Annotated in this window: 18 protein-coding genes; 2 read left to right on the plus strand and 16 right to left on the minus strand. The window is 59.8% G+C overall.

Translation table 11 applies throughout. The features are described 5' to 3' along the window. Window position 1: 1 nt before the first annotated feature. The 12 genes from A0U94_RS04655 to A0U94_RS04710 form a co-directional block, all read right to left on the minus strand. Window positions 2-694, minus strand: coding sequence for a GntR family transcriptional regulator (locus A0U94_RS04655; protein WP_077802591.1), 693 nt, complete (start codon window positions 692-694; stop codon window positions 2-4). A gap of 84 nt (window positions 695-778) precedes the next feature. After that, on the minus strand, window positions 779-4,387 hold the full coding sequence (putA, locus tag A0U94_RS04660) for a bifunctional proline dehydrogenase/L-glutamate gamma-semialdehyde dehydrogenase PutA (protein WP_244178065.1): 3,609 nt from the start codon (window positions 4,385-4,387) through the stop codon (window positions 779-781). Window positions 4,388-4,476: 89 nt separating this feature from the next. Then, window positions 4,477-5,505 carry a P1 family peptidase gene (locus tag A0U94_RS04665; protein ID WP_077802593.1) on the minus strand — a complete coding sequence of 343 codons (1,029 nt, stop codon included), beginning with the start codon at window positions 5,503-5,505 and terminating at the stop codon, window positions 4,477-4,479. 13 nt (window positions 5,506-5,518) lie between these two features. Next, window positions 5,519-6,250, minus strand: coding sequence for an ATP-binding cassette domain-containing protein (locus A0U94_RS04670; protein WP_077802594.1), 732 nt, complete (start codon window positions 6,248-6,250; stop codon window positions 5,519-5,521). After that, window positions 6,247-7,065 (minus strand): ATP-binding cassette domain-containing protein, encoded by an 819-nt coding sequence (locus A0U94_RS04675; RefSeq protein ID WP_062027643.1) that lies wholly within the window; start codon window positions 7,063-7,065, stop codon window positions 6,247-6,249. The genes A0U94_RS04670 and A0U94_RS04675 overlap by 4 nt, the downstream gene beginning before the upstream one ends. Then, window positions 7,062-7,877, minus strand: a complete 816-nt coding sequence (locus A0U94_RS04680; protein ID WP_062027640.1) for an ABC transporter permease — start codon at window positions 7,875-7,877, stop codon at window positions 7,062-7,064. Before A0U94_RS04680 ends, A0U94_RS04675 begins: the two co-directional genes overlap by 4 nt. Further along, on the minus strand, window positions 7,874-8,818 hold the full coding sequence (locus A0U94_RS04685) for an ABC transporter permease (protein WP_077803844.1): 945 nt from the start codon (window positions 8,816-8,818) through the stop codon (window positions 7,874-7,876). The genes A0U94_RS04680 and A0U94_RS04685 overlap by 4 nt, the downstream gene beginning before the upstream one ends. 5 nt (window positions 8,819-8,823) lie before the next feature. Further along, window positions 8,824-10,320, minus strand: a complete 1,497-nt coding sequence (locus tag A0U94_RS04690; protein WP_244178066.1) for an ABC transporter substrate-binding protein — start codon at window positions 10,318-10,320, stop codon at window positions 8,824-8,826. 82 nt (window positions 10,321-10,402) lie between these two features. Further along, window positions 10,403-10,993, minus strand: a complete 591-nt coding sequence (locus tag A0U94_RS04695) for a PqiC family protein (RefSeq protein WP_244178067.1) — start codon at window positions 10,991-10,993, stop codon at window positions 10,403-10,405. 44 nt (window positions 10,994-11,037) lie between these two features. Continuing rightward, window positions 11,038-11,997 carry an MlaD family protein gene (locus A0U94_RS04700; protein WP_077802595.1) on the minus strand — a complete coding sequence of 320 codons (960 nt, stop codon included), beginning with the start codon at window positions 11,995-11,997 and terminating at the stop codon, window positions 11,038-11,040. Beyond that, the gene (locus A0U94_RS04705; RefSeq protein ID WP_062027634.1) at window positions 11,997-12,767 is read right to left on the minus strand and encodes an ABC transporter ATP-binding protein; all 771 of its coding nucleotides are present in this window, start codon (window positions 12,765-12,767) and stop codon (window positions 11,997-11,999) included. The genes A0U94_RS04700 and A0U94_RS04705 overlap by 1 nt, the downstream gene beginning before the upstream one ends. 5 nt (window positions 12,768-12,772) lie before the next feature. After that, window positions 12,773-13,933: an MlaE family ABC transporter permease gene (locus tag A0U94_RS04710; RefSeq protein ID WP_077802596.1), complete on the minus strand. Its 1,161-nt coding sequence runs from the start codon at window positions 13,931-13,933 to the stop codon at window positions 12,773-12,775. Window positions 13,934-14,196: 263 nt separating this feature from the next. On the opposite strand from A0U94_RS04710, the gene A0U94_RS04715 reads away from it, so the two are divergent. After that, complete coding sequence (locus A0U94_RS04715) at window positions 14,197-15,123, plus strand: glycosyltransferase family 2 protein (protein WP_077803847.1); 927 nt, start codon at window positions 14,197-14,199, stop codon at window positions 15,121-15,123. A gap of 41 nt (window positions 15,124-15,164) precedes the next feature. On the opposite strand, the gene A0U94_RS04720 is transcribed toward A0U94_RS04715, so the two are convergent. Next, window positions 15,165-15,647: a DUF6311 domain-containing protein gene (locus A0U94_RS04720; protein ID WP_244178068.1), complete on the minus strand. Its 483-nt coding sequence runs from the start codon at window positions 15,645-15,647 to the stop codon at window positions 15,165-15,167. 363 nt (window positions 15,648-16,010) lie between these two features. On the opposite strand from A0U94_RS04720, the gene A0U94_RS04725 reads away from it, so the two are divergent. Further along, window positions 16,011-17,195, plus strand: coding sequence for a serine hydrolase domain-containing protein (locus A0U94_RS04725; protein WP_077802598.1), 1,185 nt, complete (start codon window positions 16,011-16,013; stop codon window positions 17,193-17,195). Window positions 17,196-17,221: 26 nt separating this feature from the next. Here the strand turns inward: A0U94_RS04725 and A0U94_RS04730 are convergent, their stop codons facing one another. The 3 genes from A0U94_RS04730 to A0U94_RS04740 form a co-directional block, all read right to left on the minus strand. Beyond that, on the minus strand, window positions 17,222-17,971 hold the full coding sequence (locus tag A0U94_RS04730; protein ID WP_062028877.1) for a C1 family peptidase: 750 nt from the start codon (window positions 17,969-17,971) through the stop codon (window positions 17,222-17,224). 84 nt (window positions 17,972-18,055) lie between these two features. Further along, window positions 18,056-18,559: a hypothetical protein gene (locus A0U94_RS04735; protein ID WP_077802599.1), complete on the minus strand. Its 504-nt coding sequence runs from the start codon at window positions 18,557-18,559 to the stop codon at window positions 18,056-18,058. A 77-nt stretch (window positions 18,560-18,636) separates the two neighbouring features. Beyond that, on the minus strand, window positions 18,637-18,972 hold the full coding sequence (locus A0U94_RS04740; protein WP_062107663.1) for a hypothetical protein: 336 nt from the start codon (window positions 18,970-18,972) through the stop codon (window positions 18,637-18,639). Window positions 18,973-19,094: the final 122 nt, after the last annotated feature.

Consider the following 19,094-nt stretch of genomic DNA (forward strand, 5'->3'; position numbering starts at 1 on the left):
TTCAGGAGACCTTCCGGCTACGGATGACGTCCAGGGACAGGGACGCGGCTTCCTGGATATGCTGCTTCGTCAGCCTTGCGAGTTCCTCGCCGTCACGTTCCCGACAGGCCAGCAGGATACGGAAGTGTTCGGCGTCCGTTGCGGCCTTGCGGCCCGGCAGTTCCAGATGAGCGCGGATATAGCGGTATAGGCGGGAATGGAGGTCATGGATCATGCCGTAAAGCCGCGGGCGGCGCGCGGCGGCATAAATGGCACCATGAAATTCCCAGTTCAGTCGCCCGGACTGCGCCATGTCATGTCCATCGCCGGTTCCGCTGACAAACGATTCATAGGCGTCCTCGATGCGCGCCAGATCCACACGGGTGAGGGTCGTCATGGCCAACCCCGCGGCCATGCTTTCCAAGGAGGCGCGGATGTCTGAATATTCCAGAATGTCTGCTTCGCTCATTCCCGTCACCACGGCGCCGCGATGGGGCAGGAAGGCGATCAGGCCTTCCGCCTCAAGCTGTTTGAGCGCTTCGCGGACCGGAATGGTGGAGACGCCGAAATTGCGGGCCAGTTCGGACTGACGCAGCGGCTGGGCGTCGGTCAATACGCCGTCCGTGATGGCACGGCGCAGGGCCTCTGCGATTTCGAGCGAGGCCGAGCCGCTTTTCGTGTCAACAGGCGTGAAAATCGGTGCGGCGTCGCTCATGAGGTCGGTTATCCGTCAGTGGGGCGGTCCTCATAGCATGATCGCAACAAACGATCATGCCCGTGGGATATTCCCGGCGTGATATTATCCGATGGTCATCAGGCTCGCATTGCCACCTGCTGCCGTTGTATTGGTGCTGACGACTTTTTCCTGGAGCACCCATTCGGGCCGGATCGGGCTTTTTGCGTCGAGCATGTAAAGCTGCACGACCATGCCCGAGCGCGACAGGGCCGTACGGGCCTGCTCGGCCATCTGTCGTTCTTCGAAAGACGCGAGGATCGTCCGGCATCCTGCAACGCGCCCGCCCTGTGTCCGGCGGATATGCAAAGCGAGGGCATGCGGCAGATCGGAGACCCAGTCCGAGGCCACATTGGGACCCTGAACGAAAGCCGTGTTTCCGCCACTGAGGGCGAGCCCTACGGCACGAAGCATGGTTTCTCGGTCACTGGCGACGCACAGGACGGAACCGCGCGGCAGAAGCTGGTAGAGATTGGTCTCGCCAACGGGGCCGGGAAGTTCGCGTGTGGCGCCGCACAGGCCGTGCTGCATGCCTTCCACGATTTTCTGATAAAGCGGAAAACTGCTCTGCATCAGCCAGGACAGGAACTGCCGGGCAGGCTCGGGAAGTTCCTGTCTGTTCCAGTCGGCGTGGGCCGGTGTCATGCTCATCAGGCGACGCAGGATCAGGGGACCACCGGCTTTCGGTCCTGTTCCTGACAGTTTTTCGCCGCCAAAAGGCTGGCTGCCCACAACCGCGCCGACCATGTTGCGATTGACATAGAGGTTTCCGGCTTCGATGCGCGACGTAACATGCGCCATGCGGCTTTCGATCCGGGTGTGGAGGCCGAATGTCAGACCATAGCCGGACTGGTTGATGGCGTTGAGCAGGGCTTCGAAGCCGCGGGATTCAAAGCGCAGGACGTGTAGCACCGGCCCGAAAACCTCACCCTTAAGGTCTGCCAGACTGTCGATCTCGAGGATCGTCGGAGCGATGAAGGTACCCTTTTCCATGCTTTCCGGCAGCGGAAGAGACCAGACGGGGCGGCCCAGCGCGCGGGATTCGTCAATATAGGTCTGAATGCCTGAGCGGGCTTCGGCGGAGATGACGGGGCCGACATCGGTGTGCAGTTCCGCCGGGTTGCCGACACGCAGTTCCTCGACCGCACCGCGTAGCATGGTCAGGACGCGATCGGCACAGTCTTCCTGCACGCACAGGACGCGCAGGGCGGAGCAGCGCTGGCCTGCGCTGTCGAACGCTGAGACCAGAACATCTGCCACCACCTGTTCGGTCAGGGCGGAGCTGTCCACGATCATGGCGTTCTGTCCGCCCGTTTCGGCAATGAACGGAACGGGTTGCCCGTCCACTCCGGTACGGCCGGCCAGGGTCTTGGCGATCAGCCCGGCGACAGCCGTGGAGCCGGTAAACATCACGCCGGAAATCCGGGTGTCGGCCACGAGGGCCGCGCCGGTTTCGCCCGCGCCGGGAACGAGGCGGAGTGCGTTTTCCGGAACTCCCGCTTCCCGGAGAAGGGCGACGGCGCGCAGGGCGATGAAGGGGGTTTCCTCGGCCGGTTTGGCAACGACCGTGTTGCCAGCCGCAAGTGCGGCGCAGACCTGTCCAAGGAAGATGGCGAGCGGGAAGTTCCACGGGCTGATACAGGCGACGACGCCGAGCGGCGCACTACTGCCTATCCGTGCGATGTCCTGAGCCTGTGCGGCATAATAGCGCAGAAAATCCACGGCCTCGCGGACTTCGGAAAGCGCATTGGCGTAGGATTTTCCCGCTTCACGGACCAGAAGGGCCATCAGGTCTTTCTGGTGCTGTTCCAGCAGATCAGCCGCACGGTCAAGCTTTGCGCTTCGCTCGTCGGCGGAAAGAGCCGCCCATGCCGACATCTCGCTTTCTGCAAAGTCGATGGCCTTGCAGACATCGGCTTTGTTTCCGAAACGGACCGTGCCGATCCGGTCCGAATGGCTGGAGGGGTTGCGGATATCCTGCGCTTCGCCCGAACAGGATGTATCCTGCAAAGCCTGCTCGGCAGACGCACAGACGGCTTCTTCCAGAGCGGTGATGGTGTGCTCCTCGGTCAGGTCCAGTCCGCGCGAGTTGGTCCGCTCGGGTTTGAACAGGTCTTTCGGAAGGGCAATGGCCGGATGGGAGGCACCCGGCGGCTGGACGGCTTTGGCCAGTGCGACCGGGTCTTCGATCAGGCTTTCAATCGGTAGGCTCTCATCGCCGATCTGGTTGACGAAGGAGGAGTTTGCGCCGTTTTCCAGCAGACGACGCACCAGATAAGCCAGAAGCGTTTCATGCGAGCCGACCGGAGCATAAACGCGACACGGGCGGTTGAGCTTCTGCGGCCCGACGACTTCATTATAAAGCGTCTCGCCCATGCCGTGCAGGCACTGGAACTCGTAGTCGCCAATCTGGAAGTTCAGTCCTGCCAGCGTATAGATCGTGGCCAGCGTGCGGGCGTTGTGGGTCGCAAACTGCGGGAAGACGACATCGCGGGCGGCGAGAAGTTTTTTGGCGCAGGCGATATAGCTGACATCAGTGTAGCATTTGCGCGTGTAGACCGGGAAATCCGTCTGGCCTTCGACCTGCGCCTTCTTGATTTCGCTATCCCAGTACGCGCCTTTCACCAGCCGGATCATGAGGCGGTGTCCGCTGCGACGCCCCAGGTCGATCAGATAGTCCAGAACCTTCGGCGCGCGGCGTCCATAAGCCTGCACCACGATCCCGATCCCGTTCCAGCCGTCCAGTTCGGGGCAGTGACACAGGTTTTCGATCAGGTCGAGCGAAAGGTCTAGACGTTCGCTTTCTTCAGCGTCGATATTGATGCCGATGTCATAGCGGCGCGCCTGAACAACGAGATCCTTCAGGGTCTGGCCCAGCTCTTCAAGGACCCGCTCGCGCTGGGCGAAGGCATAGCGGGGGTGAAGAGCCGAGAGCTTGATGGAAATACCGGCTTTTTCATAGACATTCGCGCCACGGGCAGTCTGGCCGATGACGTCGATGGCGCGCTCGTAGTCGTGGCGGTAGCGCAGGGCGTCGGCTTCCGTCATCGCGGCTTCGCCAAGCATGTCGTAAGAGTATTTGAAGCCGCGCTCTTCGGGTTCCGCGCTGACCTTGCGCGCGTCCTCGATGGTTTCGCCGATCACGAACTGTTCGCCCATCATCCGCATGGCGATGTCGAGCGCACGGCGAACCAGCGGCTGGCCACCCCGTCCGACGAGGCGGAATAGCGTGGCGGCAAGGCCCTCATCCGTGTCGTTGGTCAGCTTGCCGGTCAGCATCAGGCCCCATGAGGCCGCGTTTACGAAAATGGTCTTTTTGCCGCCCATGTGAGACAGCCAGTCCCCCGTGCCGATCCGGTCACGGATCAGCGCGTCGCGTGTGGCGGCATCAGGAATACGCAGGAGCGCTTCGGCCAGACACATAAGGGATACGCCTTCTGCCGACGAGAGCGAAAACTCCTGCACAAGGGCTTCAACCCCGCCCGGACGACGCTGCGTTCGCAGGGTGCGGGTCAGGTGGCGGGCGACGTCGAACGTGTTCTGCTGTTCCGTCTCGGTCAGCGTGGCCTGCGCGATGAGGGGAAGGATACAGTCCGCCTCAGGCCTGCGCATGTCTGCTGCAATGGCTTGACGGAGGGGGGAGCGAACGGGATAGGACGGAACAACAGATGACATGGACTCAGCCTCGGACATGACACTCGGTCTGAGTCCTATAATCATATACGATTCAGAATAAAATATATGAAATGGGGGTCAGGTCATTTTTATATCGTTTCCGCAACCGTCCCGTCTTTTTGTCCAAAACGCTGCTGCCAGGTGGGCAGGGCTGTGGTGCCGGGCAGGGGCCCCGCCTCGTACACGCCTCGGGCAATCGCGCGTGCCGTGACCTGCGTTGCGGCATGGAGGATTTCCGTCCATTCCTGAGGCGACGGCGCCGCTTTTTCCCGTGTGGAGACCCCGATCATGGCGTCGCCGTCCAGAGGCAGATGGGCCGGGAAGACACCCCTTGCCACGCCATCCTGAGCGAGAATGGCCAGGCGTCTGGCCTGTGTTTTGGTGAGGGTTGCGTCCGTCGCGATAAGGCCGATCGTGGTGCCGGTGACGGAGGCCCATTTGGAGCGCAGGCGCAGATCTTCCGGCGTGAGATGCGCGGGCATACCCAGACCGCCGAATTCGCGTCCCTGTTCGAAAGGGGTGCTCCAGAAATGGGGGCCATCGCCGATCGTGGCTGTCCCGACGGCATTGACCGCTACCAGTGCGGCCACATGATGCCCTGCGGGGGTTATGGTGCTGGCCGAACCCAGCCCTCCGCGGAGGGTGGACGTCGTGGCGCCTGTTCCTGCGCCCGCCGTGCCCAGTCTGAAACGGCCTTGAGAGGCATTTCCGGCAGCCTGATGCCCCATGTCGGCATAGGGGGAGTAGCGGCCCCAGGACGTCTGAGCGCCTGCTGGCAGATCGTAAAGACTGGCCTGCACCACGATGGGGACGCGGATCGTGCCTGGGGGAAGGGGCGCATTGCCAAACTGTTCCCGCAGCCACGCCTGAACCCCCGTCGTGGCATCCAGACCGTAAGTGGAGCCGCCTGACAGCACGACCGCATGGATATGCTCCACCAGATTTTCGGGTTCCAGAAGCGCGGTTTCCCGCAGGGCCGGAGCGCCGCCGGGAAAGCTGCCGGAAGCGGTGACCGGATTGTCGAACAGAATGACCGTCACGCCCGTGCGCAGGCTCAGATCTTCACTGTGGCCGACGCGGATGCCGGGGATGTCGGTGAGAAGGTTCAGGCTGGTCATGCGGCCTCGTCGGTCAGAAGGAATTTTCAAGCAGTACCCGCGTCTCGGGCCGGGTCGGGCTGTTCAGCACAGTGGAGGCTGGCCCGGATTCCACGATCCGGCCCTGTTCCAGAACGGCGATATGGTGCGATATGTGGCGGATGACAGCCAGATCATGGCTGACGAAAACATAGGCCAGTCCGTGTTTTTGTTGCAGATCCAGCAGAAGGTTCAGGACGATGGCCTGTGTCGAAACATCCAGCGCCGAGACGGCTTCATCCGCGATGATGACGGAAGGACGCGTGATCAGGGCGCGGGCAATCGCAATGCGCTGTCTCTGGCCACCGGAAAAAGTTTTCGGATAGCGGTCCGCGCTTTCGGCGGAGAGGCCGACTTCGGCAAGGGCCGTCAGAATGCGTGTTTCCCGGTCCGGTGCGGGATCAAGAGCTTCCCCCACGATATCACGCACCTTCTGGCGTGGGTCGAGGGCGCCGTAAGGGTCCTGAAAAATCATCTGGACGGCAGGACGGATCTTTTTCCGTACGGCGCGGGAAGCTGTCGCGAAATCCTGTCCCTGATACAGGATCTGTCCATCATCGGGAGGGACGAGGCCGCTGAGGAGGCGACAGAGCGTTGATTTTCCGCTGCCGGACGCGCCGATGATTCCGAGCGTCTGGCCCGGCAGGACATCAAGGCTGATGGCGTGCAGGATTCGCCTTCCGGAATGTCCGAACGTCACATTCCGGGCCTGAAGGATCGAGGTCATGCCGGTACCGTATAAACGGGCAGGCGTGTGAAGGGGGCATGGGCCGCGCCGTGCAGGGACATGGACAGGAGGGCCTGCGTGTAGGGATGGACGGGAGTGTCGAACAGGGAGGCGGTTGGCCCCTGTTCAACGCAGGTTCCATCTTTCAGGACCAGAACATGGTCGGCGTGATGGCGCACCAGACCAAGATCATGGGAAATCATCAGGACGGCCATGCGGTGTGCTTCGGTGTGCTGGCGCACAAGGGCCATCATGTCTTCGCAGGTGCGGGGGTCAAGGGCCGTGGTGAATTCATCCGCGATCAGAAGGGCGGGTTTGCAGGCCAGTGCCATGGCCAGAAGCGCGCGCTGTCGCTGCCCTCCCGAAAGCTGATGGGGATAGGCGCGTTCGCTCACGCCCGCTTTCAAAAGGCCGACCTGCTTCATGAGAACAAGGGTTTGATCGCGGATCTCAGAACGGGTGAGTGTTGTATGAAGCCGGAGCGTGTCGGCGATCTGTGCGCCAATTCTTCGTGTGGGGTTGAGCGCTGACATGGGCTCCTGAAAGACCATGCCGAGCGTTTTCCCACGGATCTGGCACCATTGGGATTCCGGAAGCGTCAGAAGGTTCTGACCGTTCAGACGGAGCTCTCCCCGAGGCTGGAACCCGGGTGGCAGCAGCCCCATGAGGCTCAGGGCCAGTGTGGATTTTCCGGAACCTGACTCGCCGATGACGGCAAGGATCCTGCCCGGCTCAAGCGTGAAGGACAGGGCGTGAAGGATTGGCTGGGCCGGGCTGTGAACGCTTAGGTCCCTGACATGCAGGAGTGAATTCATGCGCGATGGTCCTCCAGCGGAGCGTCCAGAGCATCGCGCAGTCCATCGCCGGTCATGTTGAACCCCAGCACGAGGAGCATGATCGTCAGACCCGGCACGGCGACCAGAAGCGGATGATCGAAAACATGGATCTGGTAGGCGGCCAGCGCTCGTCCCAGATCCGGCCGGGGCGGCGGTGCGCCCAGCCCCAGATAGGACAGTCCCGCGTCTGAGAGGATGGCCAGTGCAAGCGAGGATGTGGCCTGAACCGTCAGAAGCGGGAGGATATTGGGAAGGACGTGTCGTCGCAGAATGGAAATGGTGCCGCGTCCGGCCAGACGGGAGGCCGCGATATAGTCCTGAATCAGAATGGCGCGTGCGGCCTGTCGGGTGATGCGGATCTGGGCGGGAAGGCCGAACAGGGCGATGGCGAGGATTTCGCCCATGGCTGAAGCTCCGAGCGCCGTGACCAGAAGAGCGGCGATCAGAACGGGCGGAAATGCCAGCCCCAGATCTGTGAGACCCATGATGACTCTAGGGGGCCTGCCTGCCGCGATCAGTCCCAGCACGGTGCCTGCAATCGTGGAAAGGCAGACGGCCATTGCTGCAATCAGGATACTGTTGAAGGCTCCGGAGAGCACAAAAATCATGACATCCCGCCCAAAAGGATCGGTTCCAAGCGGGTGTGACAGGGAGAGGGGGGCATAGCGGTGCAGGACGTCGATGGCCGGGGCACTGGCACCGGTGAGCAGGGCCGTAATGAGTGCCGGGAGCAGAACGATGCCGAGTAACGCGCTGCCGGTCCATAATGTCGGGTTGGCGCGCGTATTCATGGACGCTCTTCTCCAAGGCGCGGGTCCAGAAAACGCACCAGTGCCGCCAGCAAAAAACCGAGGATCATGACGGCAGTGACGATCAGCATGGCGAGGTTCTGCACGACAGGCAGATCGCGCTGGCTGACGGCCTCCAAAAGGAGTTTTCCGCAGCCGGACAGGCTGAAGACGCTTTCGACGATGATGCTCCCCGTTATGAGAACCGGAAGCTGGATTCCGGCCAGTGTCAGAACCGGAATCAGGGCGTTGGGCAGCGCAATGCGCCACAGGACGCCAGAGCGGCTGTAGCCTTGGGCGCGGGCCGTGCGGATGAAATCCTGCGACAGGGTTTCGATCAGGGAGGAGCGCATGAAGCGTGCGGTGATGGCGGCCTGCGGAACGGCAAGCGCGACAGCCGGAAGGACGAGCGCCCTCAGGCCGGTGAAAAATCCATGATTCCATCCGGGAAAACCACTGGCCGGCAGCCAGTGAAGGGTCAGGGAGAACAGGAACGTCATCATCATCGCCAGCCAGAAATCGGGAATGGACTTCAAAAGCTGAAGCATCGCCATAAGGCCCATATCGGGCATTTTCCCCCGGTTTGCGGCGGCGATCATGCCGAGGGGGATACCCGCGCCGAGAGAGAGCAGCATGGCCAGCAGGATCAGGGGCAGGCTGCTTTGCAGGCGCTCGCCGATCAGGCTGCTGACGGGCACGTCATAGATGTAGCTCCGACCCAGATTTCCTTGCACAAAGCTGCTGATCCACTGCGCATATCGTGCGGGCAGGGAAGTATCCAGTCCGAGTTGATGATGCAGGGCGGCGAGGCTTTCGGGGCTTGCGTCCAGTCCGAGCATGACAGAGGCCGGGTCGCCGGGCAGGAGGTTCATGGCTGCGAAAATGACAAGACTTGCAACGATCAGCAGCAGGAGCCACTGAAAGGCCAGATGCAGTGCGTTCATTTCTGTCATGGCTCCCAGAAGACGCCGCCCAGCGGGCAGCCTGCGATGGGCTGATTGGTCCACAGGCCGTTGAGATGGCGGTTCAGGACGGTCTCACGGGGGATCGAGAACAGGAAGACGTTCGGTTCGTCCTGTGCGAGCTGTGTCTGCATCTGCGCGGAAAGTTCATGCCGCAAAGCAGGGTCTGCCGTGGCCTCGTATCGTTGAAGAAGGTCGTGAAAGACTGCGCTGTGATAGTGGAAATAGACCTGTTTGCGGTCATAGATTGCGATATCGTGTGGCTCGGTGTGGGCGATGACGGTCATGTCGAAAGCGCCCTGTCCGTAAATCTGACTGAGCCATGCAGGCCACTCCACGGGCTGGAGCGTTACGTTGACGCCGATCTGTTCCAGGTAGGCGGCGATGAGTTCGCTGCTGTCGCGTGCATAACCGATGGGCGGAAACGCCAGCGTCAGATGCAGGCCGGGTGCAATTCCTGCGTCCTTCAGAAGCGCGCGGGCATGGTCGGGGTCGTAGGGATAACGGTCGGGCAGGGCGACGTAATCGGGGTCGTCTGGCGCCATGTGTGATTGCAGGGGCGTCGCGTCGCCTTCCGCCACGGCCAGAATCAGCGCCCTGCGGTCAATGGCTTGTGCGATGGCCTGTCGGACGCGCAGATCGTTGAACGGGCGGCGGGCATTGTTGAGGGCGAGAATGGCCTTGAAGGGAAAGCTTCCCCGGACGACTTCAAGCTGCGGGTTGCTTGCAAAACGGCTCAGGATCTCTCGCGACGGGAAGGACGGATAGGCATCCAGTTCCCCGGCCAGCAGCGCGTTGCTGGCCGAAAGCGGGTCGGGCATGAAGCGGAAGGTGACAGCGCGCAGGGCGGGTCTGGCGCCCCAGTATTCCGGATTTCGGTTCAGTGTCAGATGATCGCCGCGTTGCCATTCGCTGAAGACGAAAGGCCCCGTGCCGACCGGGTGACTGATGTTCTGGGCTACGGATGCAGTCGAGAGGATGGCCGCGTCATTCCATGCCAACTGATACAGGAAGCTGCCATAGGGGTGCTGGAGACGGATGTGGACGTGCAGGCTGTCGGGACACGAAATATCGGCAATCTGGCTGAAAGTGCCTCTATCCGGATTGGTGCTGCCCGCTGCTCCGGCGCGAAGAAGGGAAAATTTTGCACTTTCGCAGGTCAGGGGCGTGCCGTCATGAAAATGCACGTTTTCATGCAGCGTGAAATCGTAGGTCAGACCGTCCGGCGCAACACTCCAGTCCCGGGCGAGAAGGGGTTTGATGGTTCCCTTTTCATCCAGATGCACCAGCCCCTCATAGATATTGCCGTACGTCACCATTCCGATGGCTTCACTGGAGCCGCGTGTGGGGTCGAGACCCGGCGGTTCGATCGCCAGACCGATCGAGAGGGTATCCCGAACTTCAGCGGCCCTGGAAAACCCCTGAAGGGAAAATCCCATAAGGCTAATGGCCAGAAACGGCAGAGTGGTCAGCAGGGTTTTCAATCAGGCGCTCCGCGAACTTGCAGCCTCAGGGCGCAGGGACACGGAAAATAGGGCGTTCGTCGCCCGAGTGAAAGGGGGGCTTTCAGGGATGGGGGATCGTACTGTCGATCCGGGAAGCAAGCTGTTTCACGAGGTCACGCGTCAGGGCGACCTTGCCCGCATCGGTCGCCACGGAGCCCTGTGCGGTGAAAGAGCCCCGGCTGCGCAGAATGGCTTGATGGGTGTCCGAGGGGACTACGGCCCAGTCGGCCTGCAGGGCGCCTTGACCGTTGCTGTCAAGATCGAGCCGGTTGATGTTGACGGCAAGCCGGAGCGTCGGAGTTTCGGCCAGTGGCTGTGTGGTGACGATATAATGGGGCCAGTCCTGCCCCAGGCGAGCGGCCAGAAGATCCGTCACGCTCTGCGACAGGCGGCTTCCCCACCGCCCATTAGGGCTGCGGTCAAGCTGGTCGCCGTGGCGGGTCATGATATCCTGATTGTCCAGATAATCCGGCAGGGCGACGCGTGCGACGTTCAGGACCGGAGCCGTAGCGGGGAGGGGGGTATTGCTGTTCTGGGCGATGGCGGGTGCGCCAAGCGTATAGAACTGAACCGGTGGAGCGGCACAGCCTGACAGCAGGGCCAGCGTCAGAAGGGCGAAAGGTGCCGCAGATCGTATCATGAGCCGTGTCACGGGGCTGGTCTCCGGGAAAAACGGGGAAAGACGGGTGGTGCGGCTCACTGCCGGCGTCCCGTGAGGAGAAGCTGCGGGTTATGTTCGACGTCTGTGGCGAACCCGCGCAGGGCCGAGGCCGCAGCGGCGATATCACGCAGGCTGGCTTCGAGATTGGTCCGGTCCGCCGAGCGCGGAGAGGTCATATTTTCCAGATTGGCGAGGCTTTTCGTGGCCTGCTGAACTGCCTCATTGCTGCTCTGGAGGACTGCGTGCAGTTCACGTCCGCGCGCATCAAGCTGCGACGTTCCTGCATTGGCCAGACGGTCTACACTGAGAAGCGTACGCGTTATGGCAGGTTCGAAATCCGTTATCGCCTTGCGGGTCGCATCGACCATGTCGCGACTGTGGTCCGAGGTTTCGCGAATGCTCTGGATCAGTGCAGGCAGATCTTTGTCGAGCTTGTCCGAAAGCTGACGAACCGAGGCCAGTGTGGCGTCGGCGTTCTCGCCGATCTGTTTCAGGGGCAGGTCCTGAAGGCTCTGCGTCATGGCGGCTATGGTGGACTGTCTGGTCGGAATTTCCGTAACATGGGCGATATCAGGGTGGAAAACCGCAGGGGTCGAGGGAGAAAAATCCAGATCGATTTCGGACGTTCCCGTAACGAAGCTCTTGAGGTTCATCTCGCCGCGCAGTCCCTGCTTGATAAGTTCCTCAAGATTGGGAAGACGGTGGCTGCTGTTGGTCAGGATGATGTCGTCCGGTCGCATCGTGACATAGACTGGAATATAGGCGTCTTTGGTGACGGGATTGTATTCAATGACGACGCGGTCCACCGCGCCGACCTGCACGCCACGGAATGTGACGGGAGAGCCTACGGCCAGACCCGACGAGGCCCCATGAAACACCAGAACGGCTTTCGTCGTCCGGGCGAAAGGATGGAAATTGCCGAACAGGACAAAGGCTGCGACGAGGAGGCCTGTCCCTCCAAGGACGAAAGCACCGACAAGAGCCTGCCTGTTCATTACGTATTTCCTTCTTCGTCGTCGCGTTCGCGGTGCATGAAGGCATGCACCTGTGGGTCCGTACAGGTATCGCGCAGATCTCTGGGGGAGCCATGGGCAATGGGAATTTTCGTTTTGGCATCCAGAAAGATGCCGTCGTCGGCGATATGGAACAGGCTCGACAGTTCGTGGCTGACGATGATGATTGTTGCACCAAGGCCGTCCCGCAGGTTCAGAATCAGGTCGTCGAGGCGGGCGGACGTGATCGGATCGAGGCCTGCGGAGGGTTCGTCAAAAAACAGAATGTCCGGATCGAGGGCGAGGGCGCGCGCCAGACCGGCGCGTTTGCGCATGCCACCGCTGATTTCTGACGGATAAAGATCAATCGCCTGCAACATGCCGACGAAACCCAGTTTGAGTTCCACGAGGCGACGGATGACGGGGGGCTTGAGGTCCGTGAACATCTGCAAAGGCAGCGCAATGTTCTCGCCAATGGTCATGGAACTCCATAATGCGCCACTCTGGAACAGGACGCCGAAGCGGTGGTTCAGATCGGTGCGATGGGCGTCGCTTCCGGCCCAGTAGTCTTCGTCCCCGACACGATATTCACCGGCGGACGGTCGCAGGAGGCCGATCATGCTTTTGAGCAGGGTGCTTTTGCCGCAGCCTGAGCCCCCCATGACAGCGAAGATGCTGCCTTTGCGCACATCGAGCGAGATGTTCTTCTGGATGACCTTCGGCCCGAAGGAGAGTGTGACATCGCGCAGGGACAGGACGGTCTGGTCAGGCATGGCGGTCAGATTCCCAGAACATCGGCGATGACGGCGAAGATTGCATCAATGGCGATGACACCCACAATGCCGACAACCACGGCCCGTGTGGCGGCAATGCCGACATCCGCAGCAGAGCGTCCGGCCTTCAGGCCGATCCGACAGCTTGTCAGGCCAATGAACGCGCCGAAAACGAGGCTTTTGACAAAACCGAATATGAACTGACCGATCCCGAAGGCCGTGATCGTCTGGTGAAAATAGCCAGCTGCCGTGATGTCGAGCATCGAAATGGATACGACAAAGCCGCCCAGCATCCCGATAAGGCATCCATACAGGTAAAGAAACGGCATCGTGATGATAAGGGACAGGACAGCAGGCAGGATCAGATAGGTCGAAGGCTGAATGCCAAAGACATTTAGTGCGTCGATTTCCTCGTTGCCCTGCATGGTGGAAATCCGCGCGGCATAGGCACCGCCCGTGCGCCCGGCCATGATGATGGCGGTCATGACGGCAGCCATTTCTCGCACCATCGCAATACCGACCAGACTGGCTACATAGATGCCAGCTGCGAATTTCTGGAGTTCCACGGCTCCGACAAATGCGAGAATTGCACCGATGAGGAAATTGACGATTCCGACAATCAGCAGGGCATAGGGACCCGCATCACTGGTGTTAGCCAGAAGATCGCTCAGGCGCATCCGGCTGCGCCCCAGAACGGTCTGAACGGCCCCTTTCGCCGTCAGTGCCGCGAGCTCGGACACTACGCCGACTTCCGTCATGGAGGCGATGGAACGGCGGCCCAAGGCTTCAAGAAACGGGATGCGGGAAGGCTTGTGGTGGACGGGATCGTCCGGAGCCTCGGGCAAAAGCTCCAGAAGCTGACGCATCGGGCCAGGCAATGTCTGCATCTCGAGACTGATGCCAGCGTCATGCGCAACACGTTTGAGATCCCACAGAAAAGCGATCAGCCCCGTGTCCCACGCCTGAATGCCCGAGGTCTGAAACGACAGATGCCCTTCTGGAGTTTTTGGTAGTCCGTCTTTCGGAAAAACCGGAATTGTGCCGGCCCGAGCCTGCCATGTTCCGCTCAGCACCATGACAGTGGAATTCTCTCCACCTTCAAGACGCCATTGCGGAGCGTTTGTCGATGGGTTCAAATTCGGTCCTGTATCGGTCTTGTCTGTCATGGACTCTGCATTTCCGGTCCTGACATCCCCTGGGTCTGCAAGAAAAATGGAAATCTGGTGGGCGAAATATCAAGGGTAAGGTAGATGACTGCCTTGGGTAATACCTTATCGGTTGCAGGGGAAAGATCAATGCTCCTGTTGGTCGGAGAGCATAAAGTATGTTTTTCTGGTTATTTCTGTGATTTGACTGAAATGAAACCTGCTTGCTGTCAGGATATTTCTGATAGAATCATATGTTCACGATTTGGAATCCGAAGACCTGTATGGCCAGCCAGCTTTCCCTGATTGTCCCCTTCTACAATGAAGAAGCCGCTATTGGTCATTTTGCGAGAAGTATCCTGCCTGTTATCGACGGCATGGCCGAGACAGACTGGGAGATTGTCTGTGTGGATGACGGCAGCAGTGATGCCACCCTGCGGGAACTGATCAGGCTTTCGGAAGACGACCGGAGGTTCCGGGTTCTTGAACTATCTCGCAATTTCGGCAAGGAAGCGGCACTGACAGCCGGTCTCGATGCGGCGACAGGGGATGCCGTCATTATCATTGACGCGGATCTTCAGGATCCACCTGAAGTCATTCCCAAGATGGTACAGGCCTGGCGTGAGGGGGCGGAGGTCGTGCTTGGCAAGCGGGTTGATCGGTCCAGTGACAGCATGGTGAAACGCAAAACCGCCGCATGGTTTTACGCTCTGCACAACCGGCTCGCCCATATCCGGATTCCGGAGAATGTGGGTGATTTCCGCCTGATGGACCGCTGTGTGGTTGAAGCCCTGCGCAAACTTCCCGAACGCCAGCGCTTCATGAAAGGTCTGTTTGCGTGGGTCGGGTTCCGGACAGTCACCGTTGATTACGTACGTGCGCCCCGTGCTGCGGGAACGACAAAATTCTCTGGTTATTCGCTGTGGAATTTTGCCCTTGAAGGTTTTACCAGTTTTTCTTCCGCTCCCATACGGTTGTGGACGTATCTGGGAACGCTCGGCGCAGTTCTGGCCATTTTTTATGCAATTTTCATTGTTTTTCGCACGATACTCTGGGGCAATTCCGTGCCAGGTTACGCGTCCCTGTTTGTGGCCATCATCTTTTTCAGCAGTGTTCAGATCATCAGTATCGGAATGTTGGGGGAATATATCGGTCGCATTTACATGGAGACGAAGCAGCGTCCAATTTACGTCCTGCGGCGCAAATACTGAGACGGCAGACCGGGCAGGGTCGTGCCCGGTCCCAAGAGCTTTCAATCCAGTCCGGTGACTCTGAGGCTAAGGAGCGCAATTCCGAGAAGACGCGGAACCATGAGATAGGGGTGAATCAGAAGTGTCAGGGTGTTCAGAAGAGCCAGAAGCCAGATCGGACCGGAACCTGCGCCAGGTCGCGTCGCCCTGAAATAGAGGCCGATCGCCAGTAACAGGATCCACTGTCCGCACAGGGCTGCATGTCCGATCCTGCAGAGGAAGGTCGGAAAGCAGGCCGCGAAGACTGCGGCTGCAAGTGCAGGCAGCAGACGTTTTTCGCCCAGAGATCGGAGTGCAAAAACCGCACAGACCGGTTGCATTGTCCAGCAAAGCGCAAGGTAGAGCGTAATTCCCTGAGCATGTCCGGAAAAAGCGGATGAATAATTTTGAGAAGCAGGGCTTCCAGAGGGATACTGTCCGTCATGGCAATATTGGTGCCGAAAGGGGCATCCAGCTTCTGGTCTAGTAGTAGTGGCGAATGCCATCCTTGCTGCAGGAAATAGATCTGCCCGATGATATGTTGGATGAAGTCTCCTTCTTCTACTCGGGCATGGCTAGGGATGTGTCAACCAATCAACGCCGCGGGAAAGCATTGCAGAGCCTGGAAAAAACCGAACACCAATGACAGCGTGTAAACTGCAACCCTATTCATGGATGGCGTAAAAACCAGACGTTTTTCAAGCAAAACAATACTCGCAATGAAGAATGATTTTTAGAATTAAGCAGCGTCATACAGGAGAAAATTTTCCCATACCATGACCGATGCTACTCTCTGTCCCATTCTGTTGCGTATTCGTAAAAAATAGCTAGTCTTCACGCTCCAGATCAGGAGCGGGGAAAGCAGGAATATGTCAGACAGGCGCGCCGAAGCGAAATATGGTTCTCTGAAACGGCGTCACGTCCTGTTGGGCGGCGCAGCTGTCTGCGTCAGCCAGGTCGTGGCCTGTGCGCGGCCGACGCCGTCTTTCGAGGCGGTGGATGTTCTGGTTCGTGATACCGTCAGACAAGGGGAAGCGCCGGGTGCTGTTGTCGTCATTGGACATGACGAAAAAATCGTGCACCGGTTCATGTATGGGAAGCGCGCCATTGTCCCAGTTCCGGAACCTCTGAGCTGGGATACGCACTTCGATATGGCGTCCCTGACCAAGCCGACCATGACAGCGCTTTCGGTGATGCAGCTTGTCGAGCAGGGCAGGGTGGGTCTGGATGAGCGGGTCAGCCGGTATTTTCCGGAATTTGCATGTAACGGCAAAGGTAACATCACCATCCGCATGCTGCTGACCCATTACTCCGGTCTACCGCCAGATGTGCCGCTGAACGATCCGTGGACTGGCAAGGCCGAAGGCGTGAGACGCGCCATGACGTCGCCTCTGATCAATCAGCCCGGCGAAAAATTCGTTTATAGCGACATCAATTATATTATGCTGGGGCTGCTGGTGGAAAAGCTGAGCGGGGTGCCGCTCAATCAGTATGTGAAGGTCAATATCCTTGATCCGTTGGGAATGACGGAGTCCGGCTACCTTCCGTCCTCCAGTCTGAGACCGCTCATTGCTCCGACCCAGTATGACGAACAGGGCGTCATGTTACGCGGCGTGGTTCACGATCCGACAGCGCGCAGAATGGGAGGTGTGGCAGGACATGCCGGTTTCTTCTCGGACGCGCAGGATATGTCCCTTTACGCGCAGGCGCTTCTGGATCGGCTGAAAGGACGTCCGAGCCGTTTCCCGCTGCGGCAGGAAACGCTCGTACTTATGACTACGCCGCAACAGCCGGCCGGGAAAACGGATCTGCGGGGGCTGGGCTGGGATATCGACACCCATTATTCCTCCCCTCGTGGTGACGTATTTTCCCGGCGCTCCTTTGGTCACACCGGTTTCGTCGGCACATCCCTGTGGATTGATCCGGACAGTGACAGCTATGTGCTGATCCTGACGAACCGGGTCCATCCTTCAGGCGGCCATAGCGTCGTGAAGCTGCGGCACGACGTTGCCACGGCCGCGGGAAAGGCGCTTGGTCTCTCCGCTCCCGTTTGAAAATACCCGCAAGGGCGATCCATTCCTCATACGCCCCGCACTTCTGCCAGAAGCGTGTCGAACGTCTCCCCGTTGGGAGATGTTCCGGGAATGGAGAGCCAGTTCTGGCGCGACAGCAGACCGTAGGCTTCGTCGGCGATCTTCTTGAACGTGTCCCACGGCATGAAGGTCCGCGTCCCCCATGTATTGAAGAAAAGCCCTTCAGGATCGTAGCCGACAAGCGCAATCGCGTGACCACCCACCGGGGTTCTGTTGGAAATGGCGTTCCAGTCCCACGTGGCGCCCAGGGGCAGATCCATGAACCCCTGCGGAACCTGAACGCCTGCGAGTACGCCGCCCAGATAGCAGATGCCGCGCCGGATGCCATCGCAGTCCTGAGGATCGATCGTGCCATAGGCGGTCAGGTAGTCCAGTGTCTGGCCAGGGCGGTGAAGGCCCTCGCGCAGCCAGAAATTCAGCTCGTCCAGCAGGACTGTCCCGTTGTCCCGTGCACCTGTCTGTGGGTCAAAACCGGTGACGGCTGCGTAATTGTTCAGCACCATGCTTGTGGGCAGCACGACCAGTGCCTGTGCGGCATGGGTCCATGTCGCTGTCAGAGCGGCCTGGGCTGCGAAGGCGCAGCATCCGTAGCGGTCGTTTCCCCACATCTGGTAGGGTACGCCTGTGGACCAGTCTTTCTCCGCTGGAACTGCCGGAAGGCGCGAGGCCAGCATCGGGGCGAGACGATAGGTACGTGGGTCATGTCTGGGGGTAAGCTTGCCAAGGCATCGGGACATGGGGAACTCCGGCAGGGAAACACAAACATCTGGGAGGAGCGGTTCAGGTGAACCGCTCCCGTATGGGGACTGTTGGATTGAGGCTCAGACGCCCTGATAGATCCGGGCGCGGATCAGTTCCGGCGTTTCTGCCGGAGCGGCGAAAGGAGCGGTCGTTACGCCAGCAAGGGCTTCGACCAGCGGAATCATGGCAGCAACCGTGGACATGTAGCCTGCGGTTGACGGCGAGTAGGCCTTTACGATGGGCGTTGCGATGGCCAGCAGGGTCTGAAGATCCGTTCCAAGGCTCTTGGCCCAGTCCTTGCCGGTGGCAATGGTGATCGTGCCATTCGAATTGGCCGCGACCTGTGCCGAGACGCTCTTGATCTGGGCGATCAGGTTGTCGAACTCCGCCTTGTCTTTGGCGGACAGGTGGCTTTCGAGTTCGGGAATGCTTTCGATCGCCTGAACCGCGTAGGCAATGGCTGCGGCATCGTTGCTCAGGGCGCTCGTGTTGAACGAGGCCGTGTTCGCGGTTGTGGTGCAGGCGCTCATGGAAACGAGAAGAACGGTGCCAAGGCCCAGGGCAATAAGACGGTTACGAATCATTAAATGCTCCACACATAAAAAAACCGCCCCGAAGGCGGCTGCGATCAATGAAAATATCTGAAGGAAAAATTCGAAAATCAGTCGGTACGTCTGGGGACCTCACCGGCCTTGGGATGTGTCGAGGCCACGTCCAGTCCGAGTTTTGCGGAGTCATTGGCCCGCGAGGAACCGACCGGAACCATGATTGCTTTCGACCCCGGCTGATATGCGCTGGTGTTCCAGCCTTTGGCCTGCGCCACGGCGCTGACGATCTGAAAGAGCGGCAACAGCTTTGACGTGCTGGCAGGGGGTTTCCAGAAGCGAAGAGCCAGGGCGGCCGCAGCGACCAGGAAAGTTACGATTGAAACGATATCGCCAGCATATCTGGCGGGCAGATAGGGCAGGATTGTCTGGAACAGCGATGTCCAGTCCATTATTGCCTCCGACTAAGAAAACACCGCTCCTAAGGCGGCTGTGCCAACACACTCTCCCGGTCTAGGGAGGGGCGTTCGCGCGCGCCAACGAGAAAATGACGTCAAGTGCCAACTGACTGGTT

The sequence above is a fragment of the Gluconobacter albidus genome, assembly GCF_002005485.1.
Classification (GTDB): Bacteria; Pseudomonadota; Alphaproteobacteria; order Acetobacterales; family Acetobacteraceae; genus Gluconobacter; species Gluconobacter albidus.